The 15,826-nt window shown below is 71.8% G+C and carries 14 protein-coding genes; 1 reads left to right on the top strand and 13 read right to left on the bottom strand.

Annotated elements, in window-relative coordinates:
* Nucleotides 1-47: 47 nt before the first annotated feature.
* From IE286_RS04100 to IE286_RS04085, 4 genes are all read right to left on the bottom strand, one after another.
* Nucleotides 48-518: a GNAT family N-acetyltransferase gene (locus IE286_RS04100; RefSeq protein ID WP_189795209.1), complete on the bottom strand. Its 471-nt coding sequence runs from the start codon at nucleotides 516-518 to the stop codon at nucleotides 48-50.
* Complete coding sequence (locus tag IE286_RS04095) at nucleotides 515-1,459, bottom strand: RluA family pseudouridine synthase (protein WP_189795208.1); 945 nt, start codon at nucleotides 1,457-1,459, stop codon at nucleotides 515-517. The genes IE286_RS04100 and IE286_RS04095 overlap by 4 nt, the downstream gene beginning before the upstream one ends.
* Before the next feature lie 75 nt (nucleotides 1,460-1,534).
* Nucleotides 1,535-2,284, bottom strand: coding sequence for a signal peptidase II (lspA, locus tag IE286_RS04090; protein ID WP_189795207.1), 750 nt, complete (start codon nucleotides 2,282-2,284; stop codon nucleotides 1,535-1,537).
* A gap of 104 nt (nucleotides 2,285-2,388) precedes the next feature.
* The gene (locus IE286_RS04085; RefSeq protein ID WP_189795206.1) at nucleotides 2,389-3,156 is read right to left on the bottom strand and encodes a TraR/DksA family transcriptional regulator; all 768 of its coding nucleotides are present in this window, start codon (nucleotides 3,154-3,156) and stop codon (nucleotides 2,389-2,391) included.
* 602 nt (nucleotides 3,157-3,758) lie between these two features.
* Here IE286_RS04085 and ileS point away from each other — a divergent pair.
* Nucleotides 3,759-6,920, top strand: a complete 3,162-nt coding sequence (gene ileS, locus IE286_RS04080; RefSeq protein ID WP_189795205.1) for an isoleucine--tRNA ligase — start codon at nucleotides 3,759-3,761, stop codon at nucleotides 6,918-6,920.
* Between the two features lie 318 nt (nucleotides 6,921-7,238).
* On the opposite strand, the gene IE286_RS04075 is transcribed toward ileS, so the two are convergent.
* From IE286_RS04075 to ftsW, 9 genes are all read right to left on the bottom strand, one after another.
* A complete protein-coding gene (locus tag IE286_RS04075) occupies nucleotides 7,239-8,381 on the bottom strand; it encodes a DivIVA domain-containing protein (RefSeq protein WP_189795204.1) in 1,143 nt (380 codons plus the stop codon).
* Between the two features lie 52 nt (nucleotides 8,382-8,433).
* Nucleotides 8,434-8,724, bottom strand: coding sequence for a YggT family protein (locus tag IE286_RS04070; RefSeq protein ID WP_028422526.1), 291 nt, complete (start codon nucleotides 8,722-8,724; stop codon nucleotides 8,434-8,436).
* A gap of 48 nt (nucleotides 8,725-8,772) precedes the next feature.
* Nucleotides 8,773-9,414, bottom strand: coding sequence for a cell division protein SepF (locus IE286_RS04065; RefSeq protein ID WP_125497799.1), 642 nt, complete (start codon nucleotides 9,412-9,414; stop codon nucleotides 8,773-8,775).
* A 126-nt stretch (nucleotides 9,415-9,540) separates the two neighbouring features.
* Nucleotides 9,541-10,260: a YggS family pyridoxal phosphate-dependent enzyme gene (locus IE286_RS04060; protein ID WP_189795203.1), complete on the bottom strand. Its 720-nt coding sequence runs from the start codon at nucleotides 10,258-10,260 to the stop codon at nucleotides 9,541-9,543.
* 5 nt (nucleotides 10,261-10,265) lie between these two features.
* Nucleotides 10,266-10,994, bottom strand: a complete 729-nt coding sequence (gene pgeF / locus IE286_RS04055) for a peptidoglycan editing factor PgeF (protein WP_189795202.1) — start codon at nucleotides 10,992-10,994, stop codon at nucleotides 10,266-10,268.
* Entirely contained in the window at nucleotides 10,991-12,205 is a 1,215-nt protein-coding gene (ftsZ, locus tag IE286_RS04050) for a cell division protein FtsZ (protein ID WP_189795201.1), read from the bottom strand. The genes pgeF and ftsZ overlap by 4 nt, the downstream gene beginning before the upstream one ends.
* Before the next feature lie 277 nt (nucleotides 12,206-12,482).
* On the bottom strand, nucleotides 12,483-13,280 hold the full coding sequence (locus IE286_RS04045) for a cell division protein FtsQ/DivIB (protein ID WP_189795200.1): 798 nt from the start codon (nucleotides 13,278-13,280) through the stop codon (nucleotides 12,483-12,485).
* Between the two features lie 27 nt (nucleotides 13,281-13,307).
* The gene (gene murG / locus IE286_RS04040; protein WP_189795199.1) at nucleotides 13,308-14,396 is read right to left on the bottom strand and encodes an undecaprenyldiphospho-muramoylpentapeptide beta-N-acetylglucosaminyltransferase; all 1,089 of its coding nucleotides are present in this window, start codon (nucleotides 14,394-14,396) and stop codon (nucleotides 13,308-13,310) included.
* A gap of 6 nt (nucleotides 14,397-14,402) precedes the next feature.
* The gene (gene ftsW, locus IE286_RS04035) at nucleotides 14,403-15,731 is read right to left on the bottom strand and encodes a putative lipid II flippase FtsW (RefSeq protein ID WP_267969119.1); all 1,329 of its coding nucleotides are present in this window, start codon (nucleotides 15,729-15,731) and stop codon (nucleotides 14,403-14,405) included.
* Nucleotides 15,732-15,826 lie beyond the last annotated feature (95 nt).

Below are 15,826 nucleotides of genomic sequence, written 5' to 3'. Positions count from 1 at the left end.
CGGCCGGGCGTGCTGACCCCCGGTCGGGCCCGTGTGGCAGCTGTGTGCTACAGCGCGCGCCGCATGGCGCGGTGCGGGATGCCCGCGTCGAGGAACTCCGGGCCGTACGCCGTGTACCCCAGCCGCTCGTAGAAGCCCAGCGCATGGGTCTGCGCGTGCAGGTCCACCGCGGTCAGGCCGCGGGCGCGGGCCGCCTCCTCGATGGCCCCCACCAGGGCGGCGCCGACGCCCAGTCCGCGGGCCGGGCGGGCGACGGCCAGCCGCCCGAGGGAGCCGACGGACAGGTCGCCGCCTGTCTTCGCGGCGGCCGCCTCGCCGTACAGCAGCCGGCCCGTGCCCAGCGGGGTGCCGTCGTCGCGGACGGCGAGCACATGCACGGCGACGGCGTCGTAGGCGTCGTACTCGATGTCCTCGGGGACGCCCTGCTCGGCGACGAAGACCTCCTTGCGCACCGCGAAGCACGCCTCGCGGTCGGCCGGGTCCTCGGCGACCCGGACGGCGAACGACGGCCCGCTCATGCCCAGGTCTCCGCACGGACCTGGTCCAGGGCGCGCTGCAGGTCCTCCGGGTAGTCGCTGGTGAACTCCACCCAGCGGCCGTCGGCGGGGTGCTCGAAGCCGAGCCGCACGGCGTGCAGCCACTGCCGGGTCAGCCTCAGCCGCTTGGCGAGGGTGGGGTCGGCGCCGTAGGTGAGGTCGCCGACGCAGGGGTGGCGGTGGGCGGCCATGTGCACCCGGATCTGGTGGGTGCGGCCGGTCTCCAGCTTGACGTCGAGCAGCGAGGCGGAGCGGAAGGCCTCGATCAGGTCGTAGTGCGTGACGGACGGCTTGCCGTCGGCGGTCACGGCCCACTTGTAGTCGTGGTGCGGGTGCCGGCCGATGGGCGCGTCGATGGTGCCGCTGGTCGGGTCGGGGTGTCCCTGCACCAGGGTGTGGTAGCGCTTGTCGACCGTGCGCTCCTTGAACTGGCGCTTGAGCGAGGTGTACGCGTACTCCGACTTGGCCACCACCATCAGGCCCGAGGTGCCCACGTCCAGGCGGTGCACGATGCCCTGGCGTTCGGCGGCGCCCGAGGTGGAGATGCGGAAGCCGGCCGCGGCCAGCCCGCCGATCACGGTGGGGCCCGTCCAGCCGGGGCTGGGGTGCGCGGCCACGCCGACCGGCTTGACGATCACGACCACGTCCTCGTCGTCGTGCACGATCTGCATGCCCTCGACCGGCTCGGCCACCACCCGCACCGGGGCGGGCGCCTGGGGCATCTCCACTTCGAGCCAGGCCCCGCCGCGCACCCGCTCGGACTTGCCGACCGCCGTGCCGTCGACGAGCACCTTGCCCGCGGCGGCCAGCTCGGCGGCCTTGGTGCGGGAGAAGCCGAACATGCGGGAGATGGCGGCGTCGACGCGCTCGCCCTCCAGGCCGTCGGGCACGGGAAGGGTACGGATCTCGGGAAGCGTGCTCACCCGTCGAGTATGCCGGACGGGCGCGGCGGTCCCGTACGGGAGCCCGCCAGGCCGACTGCTCCCGTACGGGAGGCGTCAGCGGTGGACGGTGCCGTCCGGATCCAGTCCGCGGAAGGACAGCAGCACGATCAGGATGCCGCCGCAGACGATCGCCGAGTCGGCGAGGTTGAAGACCGCGAAGTGCTTGGGCGAGATGAAGTCCACCACCGCGCCTTCGAACACGCGTGGCGCGCGGAAGATGCGGTCGGTGAGATTGCCCAGCGCACCGCCGAGCAGCAGGCCGAGCGCGATCGCCCACGGCACGCTGTACAGCTTGCGGGCGAGCCGGATGATCACCACGATCACGGCCACCGCGATCACCGTGAAGATCACCGTGTAGGCCTCGCCGAAACTGAAGGCGGCACCGGCGTTGCGGATCGCCTCCAGCTGCAGCCAGTCACCGATGATCTTCACCGGGGCGTGATGCTCCAGCTTGGCCACCACGATGATCTTGCTGATCAGGTCGAGCGCGTACGCGACCGCCGCGACCGTGAACAGCACGGCGACCCGGCGGCGGCCGCGGGGCCGCTGGTCCGGGGCGGAGGCGTCCTCGCCGTCGCCGGCCGGGGCGGGCACGGCGGCCGTGCCCTCCGCCGCGGGCGCCGGGGTGCCGGCGCCGGATCCGCCGGCCGGGGCCCGCTCCTCCTCGGCGGTGTCCTGGGTCCGTTCCCCCTCGGCGTCCGGCCGCGCCTCCGGTTCCGCGCCGGCGCCGGGCCGCTCCTTCCCGCCGCCCGCTGCCGCGTCCGGGGTGTCCGGCGTACCGATGATGCGCTCCACCTCTGCCACGTGAGTCCCTCGACCTAGGTACCTGACTGAAGGACGAGACTACGGCACGCCTCCCGCCGGTTTCCGTACCGGCGTTGTCGTCCCCGGCCCGGCATCCGCGAGGCTCAGTACCGGCGCTCCTGCTTCTGCTTGCACTGCACGCACAGGGTGGCCCGCGGGAAGGCCTGCATGCGGGCCTTGCCGATCGGGTCCCCGCAGTTCTCGCACAGCCCGTAGGTGCCCGCGTCCAGCCGCTCCAGGGCGCGTTCGATCTGTACCAGCATCTCGCGCGCGTTGGCGGCGAGCGCCAGCTCGTGCTCGCGCGTGATGTTCTTGGTGCCGGTGTCGGCCTGGTCGTCGCCGGCGCCGTCCCCGGAGTCCCGCATGAGGCCCACCAGGGACTCCTCGGCGGAGGTGATCTCCGCGCGCAGCCGCTCCGCCTCCGCCTGCAGCCCGGCGCGGGACTCCTCGACCTCCTCGGCCGTCCAGGGGTCCTCGCCCGGCCGGACCGGGAGGTCGCCCGGCTCCACCGCCCCGGCGCGTACCTCCGGGATGGCGGTCGTGGCCGCCGCGGCCGTACCAGGAGTCTTCTTCGCACCCACCGTCGTGGCTCCCGTCTTCTTCGCGGCCCGAGCCGCGCCCGCCTTCTTGGCCGTGCTCTTCCTTCCCGCTGCCCGCGCGGCCGCGTCCACAGCGGCCGTGAGCCCCGGCTGCGCACCGCGTGCGGGAGCACGCGACGCGGCCGGTCCGCGCGCGGGTGCCCCCTCGGCGGCGGCGTCCGCGGCCTTCCTCCCGGTCGCCGTCGCGTCGCGGGAACCGGACGGCGTGCCGGCGGCGCCCGAGGTCCGGGTCCCGCCGGACGCCGACTGCTCGGCGGTCTTCTTCGCCACCATGGCCGCGGCCCCTTCACATAGTGTGATCTTGCTCGCGAATCGTGCTGGGACGATAAATCGACCCGTCTCCCGCGGCAACGGGGCACGCCGCCCGATTCGCCCGCCTCGCGCGTGCCGCGGGGCCGGCATGCATGCGTTGTGCCCAGCTGGCCGCCGGGTAATCCGGCCGGCGGCCTGTCGTGCGATCCGGCCGGGTGCGCCGTGCCGTTCGGGTCACCGCACGGCGCGCGTCTCCCGCCCGGCGCGCGTCGGTGAATCCGGTCGGCCACAGGTCCCGCGGAGCCGTACACTGGGGCGCAGCGAAAAGCGTGGATGGGGACGAGTAGCGGCGTACGCAGCCTGGAGCGACCCGGGGACGGTGGAAGCCCGGGGGCGAGCGCGACGTGAAGATCACCCCGGAGCTGCCGGAAGAAAGCCCCTCTGACGTCCCGAGGGGTGAGTAGAACCAGGCATCGCGATCCCAAATGAGGGGGTTCGCCGGAGCGCACCGCGCACCGGGGGGCCAAGGAGGGTGGTACCGCGGGAGCGCGCCGCAGACGGCGTGGACAGCACAGGCTCTCGTCCCTCCGACGGAAGGCAGCACGTCCGCCGGAGGAAGACCGATGACGCAGTACCGACAGGTGCCCGCGCAGATCGACCTGCCCGCGCTCGAGCACGCGGTGCTCGACTTCTGGCGCGAGCAGAAGATCTTCGCGAAGAGCCTGGAGCAGTCGCAGGGGCGCCCGGAGTGGGTGTTCTACGAGGGCCCGCCCACCGCGAACGGCATGCCGGGCGCGCACCACATCGAGGCCCGCGTCTTCAAGGACGTCTTTCCCCGCTTCCGCACCATGCGCGGCTACCACGTGGGCCGCAAGGCCGGCTGGGACTGCCACGGCCTGCCCGTGGAGCTGGCCGTGGAGAAGGAGCTGGGCTTCACCGGCAAGCAGGACATCGAGGCGTACGGCATCGCCGCGTTCAACGCCAAGTGCCGTGAGTCCGTCACCCGGCACACCGACGCCTTCGCCGAGCTGACGACCCGCATGGGCTACTGGGTCGACCTCGACGACGCCTACCGCACCATGGACCCCGAGTACATCGAGTCGGTGTGGTGGTCGCTGAAGGAGATCTTCACCAAGGGCCTGCTGGTCCAGGACCACCGGGTCGCGCCCTGGTGCCCGCGCTGCGGCACCGGCCTGTCCGACCACGAGCTGGCCCAGGGCTACGAGACGGTCGTCGACCCGTCGGTCTACGTCCGCTTCCCGCTCACCTCCGGCCCGCTGGCCGGCGAGGCCGCGCTGCTGGTGTGGACGACCACGCCGTGGACCCTGGTCTCCAACACGGCCGTGGCCGCGCACCCGGAGGTCACCTACGTCGTCGCGACGAACGGCGAGGAGAAGCTCGTCGTCGCCGAGCCGCTGCTCGGCAAGGCGCTCGGCGAGGGCTGGGAGCCCACCGGGCAGAGCTTCACCGGCGCCGAGATGGAGCGCTGGACCTACCGGCGGCCGTTCGAGCTGGTGGAGTTCCCGGACGAGACGGCCGAGGGCAACCCGGCCCCGGCGCACTTCGTGGTCAACGCCGAGTACGTCACCACCGAGGACGGTACGGGCCTGGTCCACCAGTCCCCCGCCTTCGGTGAGGACGACCTGAAGGTGTGCCGCTCCTACGACCTTCCGGTGGTCAACCCGGTCCGTCCCGACGGCACCTTCGCCGAGGACGTCCCGCTGGTCGGCGGCGTCTTCTTCAAGAAGGCGGACGAAAAGCTCACCCAGGACCTCAAGGAGCGCGGGCTGCTGTTCCGGCACCTGCCGTACGAGCACAGCTACCCGCACTGCTGGCGCTGCCACACCGCGCTGCTCTACTACGCCCAGCCGTCCTGGTACATCCGCACCACCGCGATCAAGGACCGGCTGCTCGCGGAGAACGAGAAGACCAACTGGTTCCCGGAGACGGTCAAGCACGGCCGCTTCGGCGACTGGCTGAACAACAACATCGACTGGGCGCTCTCCCGCAACCGTTACTGGGGCACCCCGCTGCCGATCTGGCGCTGCGAGGACGACCACCTCACCTGCGTCGGCTCCCGCGCGGAGCTGACCGAGCTGTCCGGCACCGACCAGTCGGACCTGGACCCGCACCGCCCGTTCATCGACGAGGTGACCTTCGCCTGCCCGCACGAGGGCTGCGGCAAGACCGCGACCCGCGTGCCGGAGGTCATCGACGCCTGGTACGACTCGGGCTCCATGCCGTTCGCGCAGTGGGGCTACCCGTACAAGAACAAGGAGCTGTTCGAGAGCCGCTACCCGGCCCAGTTCATCTCCGAGGCGATCGACCAGACCCGCGGCTGGTTCTACACGCTGATGGCCGTCGGCACCCTGGTGTTCGACACGTCCGCGTACGAGAACGTCGTGTGCCTGGGCCACATCCTGGCCGAGGACGGCCGGAAGATGTCCAAGCACCTGGGCAACATCCTCCAGCCGATCCCGCTCATGGACGAGCACGGCGCGGACGCGGTCCGCTGGTTCATGGCGGCCGGCGGCTCCCCGTGGGCGGCCCGCCGCGTCGGCCACGGCACCATCCAGGAGGTCGTCCGCAAGACGCTGCTGACGTACTGGAACACGGTCGCCTTCCAGGCGCTGTACGCCCGTACCTCCGGCTGGGCGCCCTCGGCCGACGACCCGGCGCCGGCCGCGCGTCCGCTGCTGGACCGCTGGCTGCTCAGCGAGCTGCACGCGCTGACCGACCAGGTCACGCAGGCCATGGAGGCCTACGACACGCAGCGCGCCGGCAAGCTGCTGTCGGCGTTCGTCGACGACCTGTCCAACTGGTACGTGCGCCGCTCCCGCCGCCGGTTCTGGCAGGGCGACAAGGCGGCCCTGCGCACGCTGCACGAGGTGCTGGAGACCGTCACCAAGCTGATGGCCCCGATCACCCCGTTCATCACCGAGCGGGTGTGGCAGGACCTGATCGTGCCGGTCACGCCGGGCGCCCCGGAGTCGGTGCACCTGGCGTCATGGCCGGAGGCGGACCTGTCGGCGATCGACCCCGAGCTGTCGCGGCAGATGGTGCTGGTGCGCCGGCTGGTGGAGCTGGGCCGGGCCACCCGCGCCGAGTCGGGCGTCAAGACCCGTCAGCCGCTGTCCCGTGCGCTGATCGCCGCGAACGGCTTCGAGTCCCTGGACGCGGAGCTGCGCACCCAGATCACCGAGGAGCTGAACGTCACCTCGCTGGCGTCGCTGTCCGAGGTCGGCGGGTCCCTGGTGGACACCACCGCCAAGGCCAACTTCCGGGCGCTGGGCAAGCGGTTCGGCAAGCGGGTGCAGGACGTCGCCAAGGCGATCGCCGCGGCCGACGCCGCCGCGCTGTCGCTGGCGCTGCGCGAGGGCACGGCGTCCGTGGAGGTCGACGGGGAGACCATCAGCCTCGCTCCGGACGAGGTGATCATCACCGAGACCCCGCGCGAGGGCTGGTCGGTGGCGTCCGACGCGGGCGCGACCGTGGCGCTGGACCTGGAGATCACCGAGGAGCTCCGGCAGGCGGGCCTGGCCCGTGACGCGATCCGGCTGATCCAGGAGGCCCGCAAGAACAGCGGTCTGGACGTCGCCGACCGGATCGCCCTGCGGTGGACCTCCACGGATCCCGCCGTGGTGGCGGCGCTGTCACAGCACGCCGGGCTCATCGCCGACGAGGTCCTCGCCACGGACTTCGCCGAGGGCGAGGCCGACGACTCCTACGGCGAGCCGTTCACCGACGACGGGCTGTCGCTGACGTTCCGTCTGCGCAAGGCGTGACGCACGGCGAGGGGCGGGCGCCCGGCGGATGCCCGCCCCTCGCCGTCCGACGACCCCTTGAACCCAAGCTCCCGGCGAGGCCTTCGTCGTGCGCGCCCCGGCTTCACCCCGGCTTCCACGCGCCGGCTTCACCGCCGGCTCGCACGCCCCGGCGCACGGGAGCATCCCGCTGCCCGGCCGACGGTCGCCCGCGGCCTGGTCCGCCGTCCGCGACGCCGCCGCACCACCCGCCGCGTCCCCGGACAGCCGAACGGCCCCGGAGGGAACTGTCTCCGGGGCCGTCCGCGTGGCTGCCGACGTCCGACTACGCCGTCGTGCTCAGTTGTCGTCCTCGTCGATGAGGAAGCCGCGCATCGGAGACGGCGCCTGGCCCATCGGGGACGGGCCCTGCGGGCGGACCGGAGCCATCGGCTGGGTCATCGCCGGCGTCATCTGCTGCTGGCCGCCGTAGGACGGGGTGGACTGGCCGCCGGAACCGCCGCCGCCCACCGACTGGTTGCCGCCGTAGGACGGGGCCCCCGCACCGGCCGGGGCCATCGAGGGCGAGGGCGCCGGGGACGGCGGCAGCGACGCCGTCGCGGGGGTGCGCGGCGGGGCCAGCGAGTCGTCGGCCTGCGTCTCCAGCTGGCGCAGCTGCGACTCCAGGTACGACTTCAGCCGCGTGCGGTACTCGCGCTCGAAGCCGCGCAGGTCCTCGACCTTGCGCTCCAGCGTGGCGCGGGCGGACTCCAGGGAGCCCATCGCGACACGGTGCTTCTCCTGCGCGTCCCGCTCCAGCGCGTCGGCCTTGGCACGGGCGTCGCGCTCCAGACCCTCGGCGCGCGACCGCGCCTCGCCGACGATCTTGTTGGCCTCGGCCCGGGCCTCGGCGATCGCCTGGTCCGCGGTCTGCTGGGCCAGCGACAGCACGCGCGCGGCGCTGTCGCCACCGGGGCCCTGACCCATCGGGCCGGGACCCCCCATGGGACCGGGGCCGCCCATCGGGCCGCCCGGACCCATCTGCCCCTGCATCGGCCCCTGGCCCATCGGACCGGGACCCTGGCCCATCGGGCCGGGGCCCTGCGGGCCCTGACCGCCGGGGCCGGCGGGCAGCTGCGGGGCACCGCTCGGCAGCTGCGGCGGGCCACCCATGGGGCCGCCGTGCTGCTGCGGCGGTCCCGATATCCCGGCGGGCATAGGAGCGCCGGGACCTCGCATGCCCGGCTGCGGCGCGCCGCCCTGCTGCTGATGTTGCTGGTCCTGCTGCTCTGGGGGACCCTTGCGCATGTTCTGCTGGTTCTGGGCGGCGGCCCGGGTGGCCGCGGCCAGCTTGGCGCGCAGGTCCTCGTTCTCGCGCAGCAGGCGGGTCAGCTCGGCCTCGACCTCGTCGAGGAAGGCATCGACCTCGTCCTCGTCATAGCCTTCTCGGAGGCGCACGGTCGTGAACTGCTTGTTCCGCACGTCCTCGGGGGTCAACGGCATCTCTTCACCTCAACGTAGTCATCGGCAGTCGGCAAGACCGTATCGTCCACCCTCACGTCGCGAGGTTCCCCACGATCCAGATCAGGATGTAGACGATGATCATCAGTACGAAGAAGGACAGGTCGAGTGCCACGCCCCCGAGACGCAGCGGCGGGATGAACCGCCGCAAAAGCTTCAGCGGTGGATCGGTGACAGTGTAGGTGGCCTCCAGTACGACCACCATCGCCTTGCCGGGTTGCCACGAGCGGGCGAACTGGAACACATAGTCCATGACCAGACGGAAGATGAGCACGATGAGGAACACCATCAGCGCGATGTAGAGAACCTCCATGGCCACGCCCATGATCGGTGCTCCCCTCTCCCCTGCTCCGAGTCCGTCCGGTGGTGCGTCTCAGCTCTGGTTGAAGAACCCGCCCTCTGCGATGCGGGCCTTGTCCTCCGCCGTGACATCGACGTTAGCAGGCGACAACAGGAACACCTTCTGCGTCACCCGCTCGATGCTGCCGTGAAGACCGAACACCAGACCGGCCGCGAAGTCGACAAGTCGCTTCGCATCGGTGTCGTCCATCTCCGTCAGATTCATGATCACCGGAGTGCCCTCACGGAAGTGTTCCCCGATGGTACGGGCCTCGTTGTAGGTCCGGGGGTGCAGCGTGGTGATCCGGTACGGCTCACGTTCGGACACGACCTTGGGCATGATCACCGGTGCGTTCTTCTCCAGGCTTGCGCGTTCTTGTGTGATGGACGCCACGGGCGCGATCCGCGCCGGACGGCCCGATTCCGCCGGCAGCGAAGCGGCCGGGGTCACCGGTTCGCGTGGCGCCGGAGGCTGCACCACTCGTACCGGCTCGTCCCTCTGTGACTGGTGTGTCCCGTGCGACTGGTGCGACGGCTCCTGCCGCCGGCGGTCACGCTCGGGCTCCGGGTCGAGTTCCGGTTCGAAATCGTCATCGGGGTCGAATCCCCGGCCGTCGTACCCATCGTCCTCCACGAGGCCGAGGTAGACCGCCATCTTGCGCATCGCGCCGGCCATGCTCTGAGTCCTCCGCTCTGTGGTGGATCGGCTGACGACCGCCAAGTCCCCGCGATCCACAGGTCGTTGCGCCGTCTCCGGCGGTATCGACCATATTTTCTGCTGTGGTCCGACTTCTTGGCGACGTTACCCGAGCCTGGGTCGGACTCCGAGTACCGCGGTGCCGACGCGTACATGTGTCGCACCGGCCGCCACGGCGTGCTCGAGGTCCGCACTCATCCCTGCCGAGACCATGGTGGCAGCCGGATGGCCCCTGCGCAGGTCGGTCGACAAATCCATGAGCCGATCGAACGCCGCCCGTTGACGGCCCGCATACTGTCCGGTCAACGGCGCGACGGTCATCAGACCGTCCAACCGCAGGCCCTCGGACCGGGCGACGAGGTCGGCCAACTCTTCGATTCCCTCGGGGGCCACGCCGCCGCGCTCCCCGCGTCCGCTCTCGCCCGCGTCCAGCGCGACCTGGATCAGGCAGCCCACTTCGCGCCCGGCGCGCACCGCCTCCTTCGACAGCGCCGTGACCAGCCGGGGCCGGTCGACGGACTGCACGACGTCGGCGTAACCGACCACCGAGCGCACCTTGTTGGTCTGGAGCTGACCGACAAAATGCCACCTGAGGGGCAGATCCGCGCATTCCGCGGCTTTCGGCGCCGCTTCCTGGTCGCGGTTCTCCGCCACGTGCCGTACGCCGAACTCCGCCAGCACCCGTACGTCCGCCGCCGGGTAGGTCTTGGTGACCACGATCAGGGTCACCTCGTCGCGGGAGCGCCCGGCGGCCGCGCACGCCGCGGCGATGCGCTCCTCGACCTGTGCCAGGTTTCTGGCGATCTCGTCCTTACGGTCCGTCATGTCCCTCAGTCCAGCCAGACATAGCCCGCCAGCCGGCCGGTGGTGCGGTCGCGGCGGTACGAGAAGTGGTCGCGCGATTCCAGCGTGCACACCGGCGACTGCTTCCGGTCGTGCACGCCCAGGCGCTCCAGTTGCGCGTGCACGCCGGCGCTCACGTCGACGGCGGGCGTGCCCCGACGCGTCTCGGCGTACGCCGCCGGCTCGACGGCGGCCACCTCGGCGCGCATGGCCTCCGGCACCTCGTAGCACCGGCCGCACACCGCGGGGCCGGTGCGGGCGACGATCCGGGCCGGGTCGGCGCCGAGATCCACCATGGCGCGCACGGCGGCGGGGACCACTCCGGCCACCATGCCGGGGCGTCCGGCGTGGGCCGCGGCGGCGATCTGGGCCACCGGGTCGGCGAGCAGCACCGGGACGCAGTCGGCGGTGAGCACCGCCAGGGCGAGCCCGCGCCGGGCGGTGACGATCGCGTCGACCGGCGGGATGTCCGCGGTGTCCCACGGCCCGTCCACGACCGCGACGTCCGCGCCGTGCACCTGGTTCATCCACACCACGCGGGCCGGGTCGAGCCCGAGGGCCCGCGCGGCCCGTTCCCGGTTGGTGCGCACGGCGCCGGGGTCGTCGCCGACCGCGCCGCCGAGATTCAGCTCCTCGTACGGAACGGCGCTCACCCCGCCCCACCGGTCGGTGAAGGCGAAGTGCGCGCCGTTCACGGTGTCGCGCCGGCCTATCACTTGAGGAAGTCCGGTACGTCCAGTTCCTCGGCCGCGCTGTCCGAGTAGGTCCGCGGCGCCGGCGGGATGGGCGGGGCGGCCGGGGCCGGGATGTCGTGGACCGGCTCGGGGGCGGCCGGGTCCGGCTCCTCCTTCGGCGTCACGCTGCCAAGCGCCCCGAACGTCGGCCGGGACTCCGGCTGGCGGATCGGTGCGGGCTCCTCGCGGCGGGGCGCGGGGGTGGTGGCGGAGGAACCGAGGACGTTGTCGCGGCGGGCCGGCGGCTGTCCGCCGTCGAAACCGGCCGCGATCACGGTCACCCGGACCTCGTCGCCGAGCGCGTCGTCGATGACCGCGCCGAAGATGATGTTGGCCTCGGGGTGGGCGGCCTCGCTGACCAGCTGGGCGGCCTCGTTGATCTCGAACAGGCCGAGATCGGAGCCGCCGGAGATGGACAGCAGCACGCCGCGGGCGCCGTCGATGGAGGCTTCCAGCAGCGGCGAGGAGATCGCCATCTCGGCCGCGGCCACCGCGCGGTCGTCGCCGCGGGCCGAGCCGATGCCCATCAGGGCCGAACCGGCCTCGGACATGACCGACTTCACATCGGCGAAGTCGAGGTTGATCAGACCGGGGGTGGTGATCAGGTCGGTGATGCCCTGCACACCGGACAGCAGCACCTGGTCCGCGGACTTGAACGCGTCGAGCACGCTGACCTGGCGGTCCGAGATGGACAGCAGCCGGTCGTTGGGGATGACGATGAGGGTGTCGACCTCTTCGCGCAGCTCGGCGATGCCGTCCTCGGCCTGGTTCGCACGGCGCCGTCCTTCGAAGGTGAACGGGCGCGTGACCACGCCGATGGTGAGGGCGCCCAGCGAGCGCGCGATGTTGGCCACGACCGGCGCGCCGCCGGTGCCGGTGCCGCCGCCTTCACCGGCTGTCACGAAGACCATGTCGGCCCCCTTGAGGACCTCCTCGATCTCCTCGCGGTGGTCCTCGGCGGCCTTGCGGCCGACGGCCGGGTTGGCGCCGGCGCCGAGTCCGCGGGTGAGTTCACGGCCGACGTCCAGCTTGACGTCGGCGTCGCTCATCAACAGAGCTTGCGCGTCGGTGTTGATGGCGATGAACTCGACGCCCTTGAGACCGACCTCGATCATCCGGTTGATGGCATTGACACCACCGCCGCCGACACCGATGACTTTGATGACTGCGAGGTAGTTCTGCGGTGCTGCCACGTCGAAGGCCTCTCGCCTCGAGTTACGTGTCGCCGCCTCGCGGTGGCCGCGATCCGACGACTGATGCCGAATGGGACGGTCCATAGCGCCGACCCGAACCCTAACCCTGAAGTTTAGGGTTACCAGTGTGCCTGTTCCCTGGAGTCCTCTGAACAGGACACTAAGTCGACCAGCGGCGCCCGTTCAACGAACACGCCGAACCTCCCGTTTTTCTTTTCACCCTATGTGATCGGCCACAGCGCTGACCAACCAGGGTGCTGGCCTGCGCCGAGGACCGTCAACTCCCTGATGACGCCGGGGCGGTGGGCACGCTGACGTCGAAGTGCCGTGCCCGCGGCGCGGCTTTCATCAACGCGGTGAGCGCACGCGCCTTCTGACGGCCCTTCTCGCTGCTGCCCCAGGAGACGGTCCGCCCACCGGTCAGCTCCAGCGAGATGTCGTCATAGGTACGGACCTCGACGGTGCGGGCCTGGCGCGAGACGGCGGCCGGCAGATCACTGGCGACCCTGACCGCCTCGCGCACGAGCCGGCTCTCGCCGAAACGCCGCAGGCTCGCCGCGGCCGACGGAGAACGGGAAAGGGACAATTCCAGAACCGGCACCGAGTCCGGCGCCCTGGAAACCGTCGCGAAGCGGACGCCGTGCGCGTCCACTTCGACGAACTTTCCGCCCTTTTTCTCCACCATGACCGCGGTGCGTTCGACCACTTTCACGTCGATTCCGTGGGGCCAGGAACGGCTGACGTCGACCGTGGCGACCCGGGACAGCCGCCGGCGCACCCGGTCCGCGACGGCACCGGTGTCGACGGAGACGAGGGGGCCCCCGGACGGCACCTCGGCCGCCTCACGCACCTGAGCGGGCGTCAGAACGCGTGTGCCGGACACGGACACGTGCTCCACCCGGATCCACGGCGAGCCGTACAGCAGCCACAGCACGGCGGCGCCGAGCAGGACGACGCCCAGCGCCGGCAGGACGACGGCCCGCGGGCTCGGCCGTCTCAGCCGGCCGAGACGCAGGGGCGGGCCGGACGGCTTCTGCTGGCGTTGACCGCGCCGGGCGGTCGTCGGTCCGGCCACGCTGTGCGCCCCTTCGTCCCCATGGTCCTAACGCTTCGAGGCGATGGCCTCGTACACCATGCCGACGAGCAGCTCGTCGGCGTCCCGGCGGCCGAACTCGCTGGCGGCGCGGGACATCTGGTACAGCCGGTGCGGATCGGCGAGCACGGGCAGGACGTTGTCCTGCACCCACTGCGGCGTCAGTTCCGCGTCGTCGACCAGCAGTCCGCCGCCTGCCTTGACCACCGGCTGGGCGTTGAGCCGCTGTTCGCCGTTGCCGATGGGCAGCGGGACGTAGGCGGCCGGGAGTCCGACGGCGGAGAGCTCGGCGACGGTCATCGCGCCCGCGCGGCAGAGCATCATGTCGGCCGCGGCGTACGCGAGGTCCATCCGGTCCAGATAACTTACCGGGATGTAGGGGGGCATACCCGGCATCTGCTGCACCTGCGGCAGTTCGTTCTTCGGGCCGACCGCGTGCAGGATCTGGATCCCGGCCTGCTGCAGCCGGGGGGCGACCTGCTGGATCACCTCGTTGAGGCGGCGGGCGCCCTGGGAGCCGCCGGAGACCAGCAGGGTGGGCAGGTTCGGGTCCAGGCCGAACGCCGCGCGCGCCTCGGGGCGTACGGCGGCGCGGTCCAGGGTGGCGATGGAGCGCCGCAGCGGGATGCCGATGTAACGGGCGTTGCGCAGCTTGCTGTCGGGGGTGGAGACGGCGACCTGGTTCGCGTACCGCGAGCCGATCTTGTTGGCCAGGCCCGGCCGGGCGTTGGCCTCGTGGACGACGATGGGCACCCCGAGCCGCTTGGCCGCGAGATAGCCGGGCAGGGCGACATAGCCGCCGAAGCCGACGACCACGTCGGCTTTGGTGCGTTCCAGGATCTGCTCGGCGGCCTTGATGGTGCCGCGCAGCCGGCCCGGCACGGTGATCAGTTCGGGCGTGGGCTTGCGCGGCAGTGGCACCGCGGGGATCAGCGCGAGCTCGTAGCCCCGCTCCGGGACGAGCCGGGTCTCCAGTCCCCGCTCCGTGCCCAGGGCCGTGATGCCCACGGTCGGGTCCTGCCTGCGCAGGGCGTCCGCGAGGGCGAGCGCGGGCTCGATGTGGCCCGCGGTACCTCCGCCGGCGAGTACGACATGCACCGAAATTCACCGCTCTCCGGACGGACGCGCCGCCGAGGCACGCCGTCGCATCGTGTTCCATCTCCGAGGCCCCTGGCCGGACCCCTGACCCGTTCCCCGGCCGGAGTTCCCGCCGGAGGCCCGTGCGGAGGCCCGGCCCGGTGTCCGGCCGGAGCCGCGCTCGGGCCTCCGGCCGGTCGTGCGTCCGGCCGCGGAGCCTGACGTGCGCTTTCTACCAAAGCGTGGCTGCCGCATGGCAAGCGCTGCCCGCGCAGCGGGCTCGTCCCGCGCGAAGGCGATCAGCAGCCCGATGGCGAACATGGTCGGCAGCAGGGCGGATCCTCCGTAGGAGAACAGCGGGAGCGGAACGCCGGCGATCGGCAGCAGACCGAGCACCGCACCGATGTTGATCACCGCCTGGACGGTGATCCACGTGGTCACGCCTCCCGCGGCGTACCTGACGAAGGGATCCTCCGTGCGTCCGGCCACGCGGATGCCCGCATAGCCTAGAGCCGCGAACAGGGCGAGCACCGACAGCGTCCCCGCAAGGCCCAGTTCCTCACCGGTGACCGCGAAGATGAAGTCGGTGTGGGCCTCGGGCAGTTGCCCCCATTTTTCCACACTGGCGCCGAGCCCGGAGCCGAACAGTCCGCCGGAGGCGAGGGCGTAGATGCCGTGCACCGCCTGCCAGCACTTGGTGACGTCGGTGGAGCCGACGCAGGCGAACCGGTCCAGCCGGTTGGGGCTGGTCTTGATGAGCACCAGGCCGATCAGGGAGGCGACCGAGAGCACGCCCACGAACAGGCGGGTGGGCGCGCCCGCCAGCCACAGCAGCCCGAAGAGGATGCCGGTGAGGATGATCGCGGTGCCCATGTCGCCGCCCAGCATGATCAGTCCGAGCAGCATGAAGGCGACCGGGACCAGCGGCACCAGCATGTGCTTCCACTGCGTCAGCAGCCGCTTCTCCTGCTTGCGGGCGATCAGGTCGGCGCCCCACAGCACCAGGGCCAGCTTGCCGATCTCGCTGGGCTGGATCTGGAAGGAGCCGCCCAGCGAGATCCAGTTCTGGTTGCCGTTGACCGACACTCCTATCCCCGGCACCTGCACCAGCGCCATGAGGAACACCGCGCCCGCCAGGATCGGGTAGGCCAGCGCCCGGTGCAGCTTCACCGGCATCCGGGCGGCCACCAGCAGCAGCACGGTGCCGATGGCGGCGGCGAGCAGCTGCTTGCGGAAGAAGTACCACCCGGGCAGCGCCATCTGCAGCGCGGTGACCTGGGAGGCGGAGTACACCATCACCAGGCCGAGCACCGTGATCAGCGCGCTGCCGCCGGCCAGCACGTAGTAGGCGGTCAGCGGCCGGTCCCAGGCCTTGCGGGCACGGGTGACGAGGGTGCGCACGGGGTTGTCGTGCACCGCCCGGGCGACGGCGGGCCGCCGGGCGGCGCGCT

Source organism: Streptomyces thermodiastaticus (assembly GCF_014656135.1).
In the GTDB taxonomy this organism is placed as follows: Bacteria; Actinomycetota; Actinomycetes; order Streptomycetales; family Streptomycetaceae; genus Streptomyces; species Streptomyces thermodiastaticus.
The sequence above is the reverse complement of the archived record's forward strand: the minus strand, read 5'-3'. Positions and strand labels throughout refer to the sequence as shown.

What these genes read in the sequence shown, in the direction of transcription:
- IE286_RS04100 (WP_189795209.1), bottom strand. Translation starts at nt 518, where the DNA reads ATGAGCGGGCCGTCGTTCGCCGTCCGGGTCGCCGAGGACCCGGCCGAC.
- IE286_RS04085 (WP_189795206.1), bottom strand. Translation starts at nt 3,156, where the DNA reads ATGGTGGCGAAGAAGACCGCCGAGCAGTCGGCGTCCGGCGGGACCCGG.
- ileS (WP_189795205.1), top strand. Translation starts at nt 3,759, where the DNA reads ATGACGCAGTACCGACAGGTGCCCGCGCAGATCGACCTGCCCGCGCTC.
- IE286_RS04075 (WP_189795204.1), bottom strand. Translation starts at nt 8,381, where the DNA reads ATGCCGTTGACCCCCGAGGACGTGCGGAACAAGCAGTTCACGACCGTG.
- IE286_RS04070 (WP_028422526.1), bottom strand. Translation starts at nt 8,724, where the DNA reads ATGGGCGTGGCCATGGAGGTTCTCTACATCGCGCTGATGGTGTTCCTC.
- IE286_RS04065 (WP_125497799.1), bottom strand. Translation starts at nt 9,414, where the DNA reads ATGGCCGGCGCGATGCGCAAGATGGCGGTCTACCTCGGCCTCGTGGAG.
- IE286_RS04060 (WP_189795203.1), bottom strand. Translation starts at nt 10,260, where the DNA reads ATGACGGACCGTAAGGACGAGATCGCCAGAAACCTGGCACAGGTCGAG.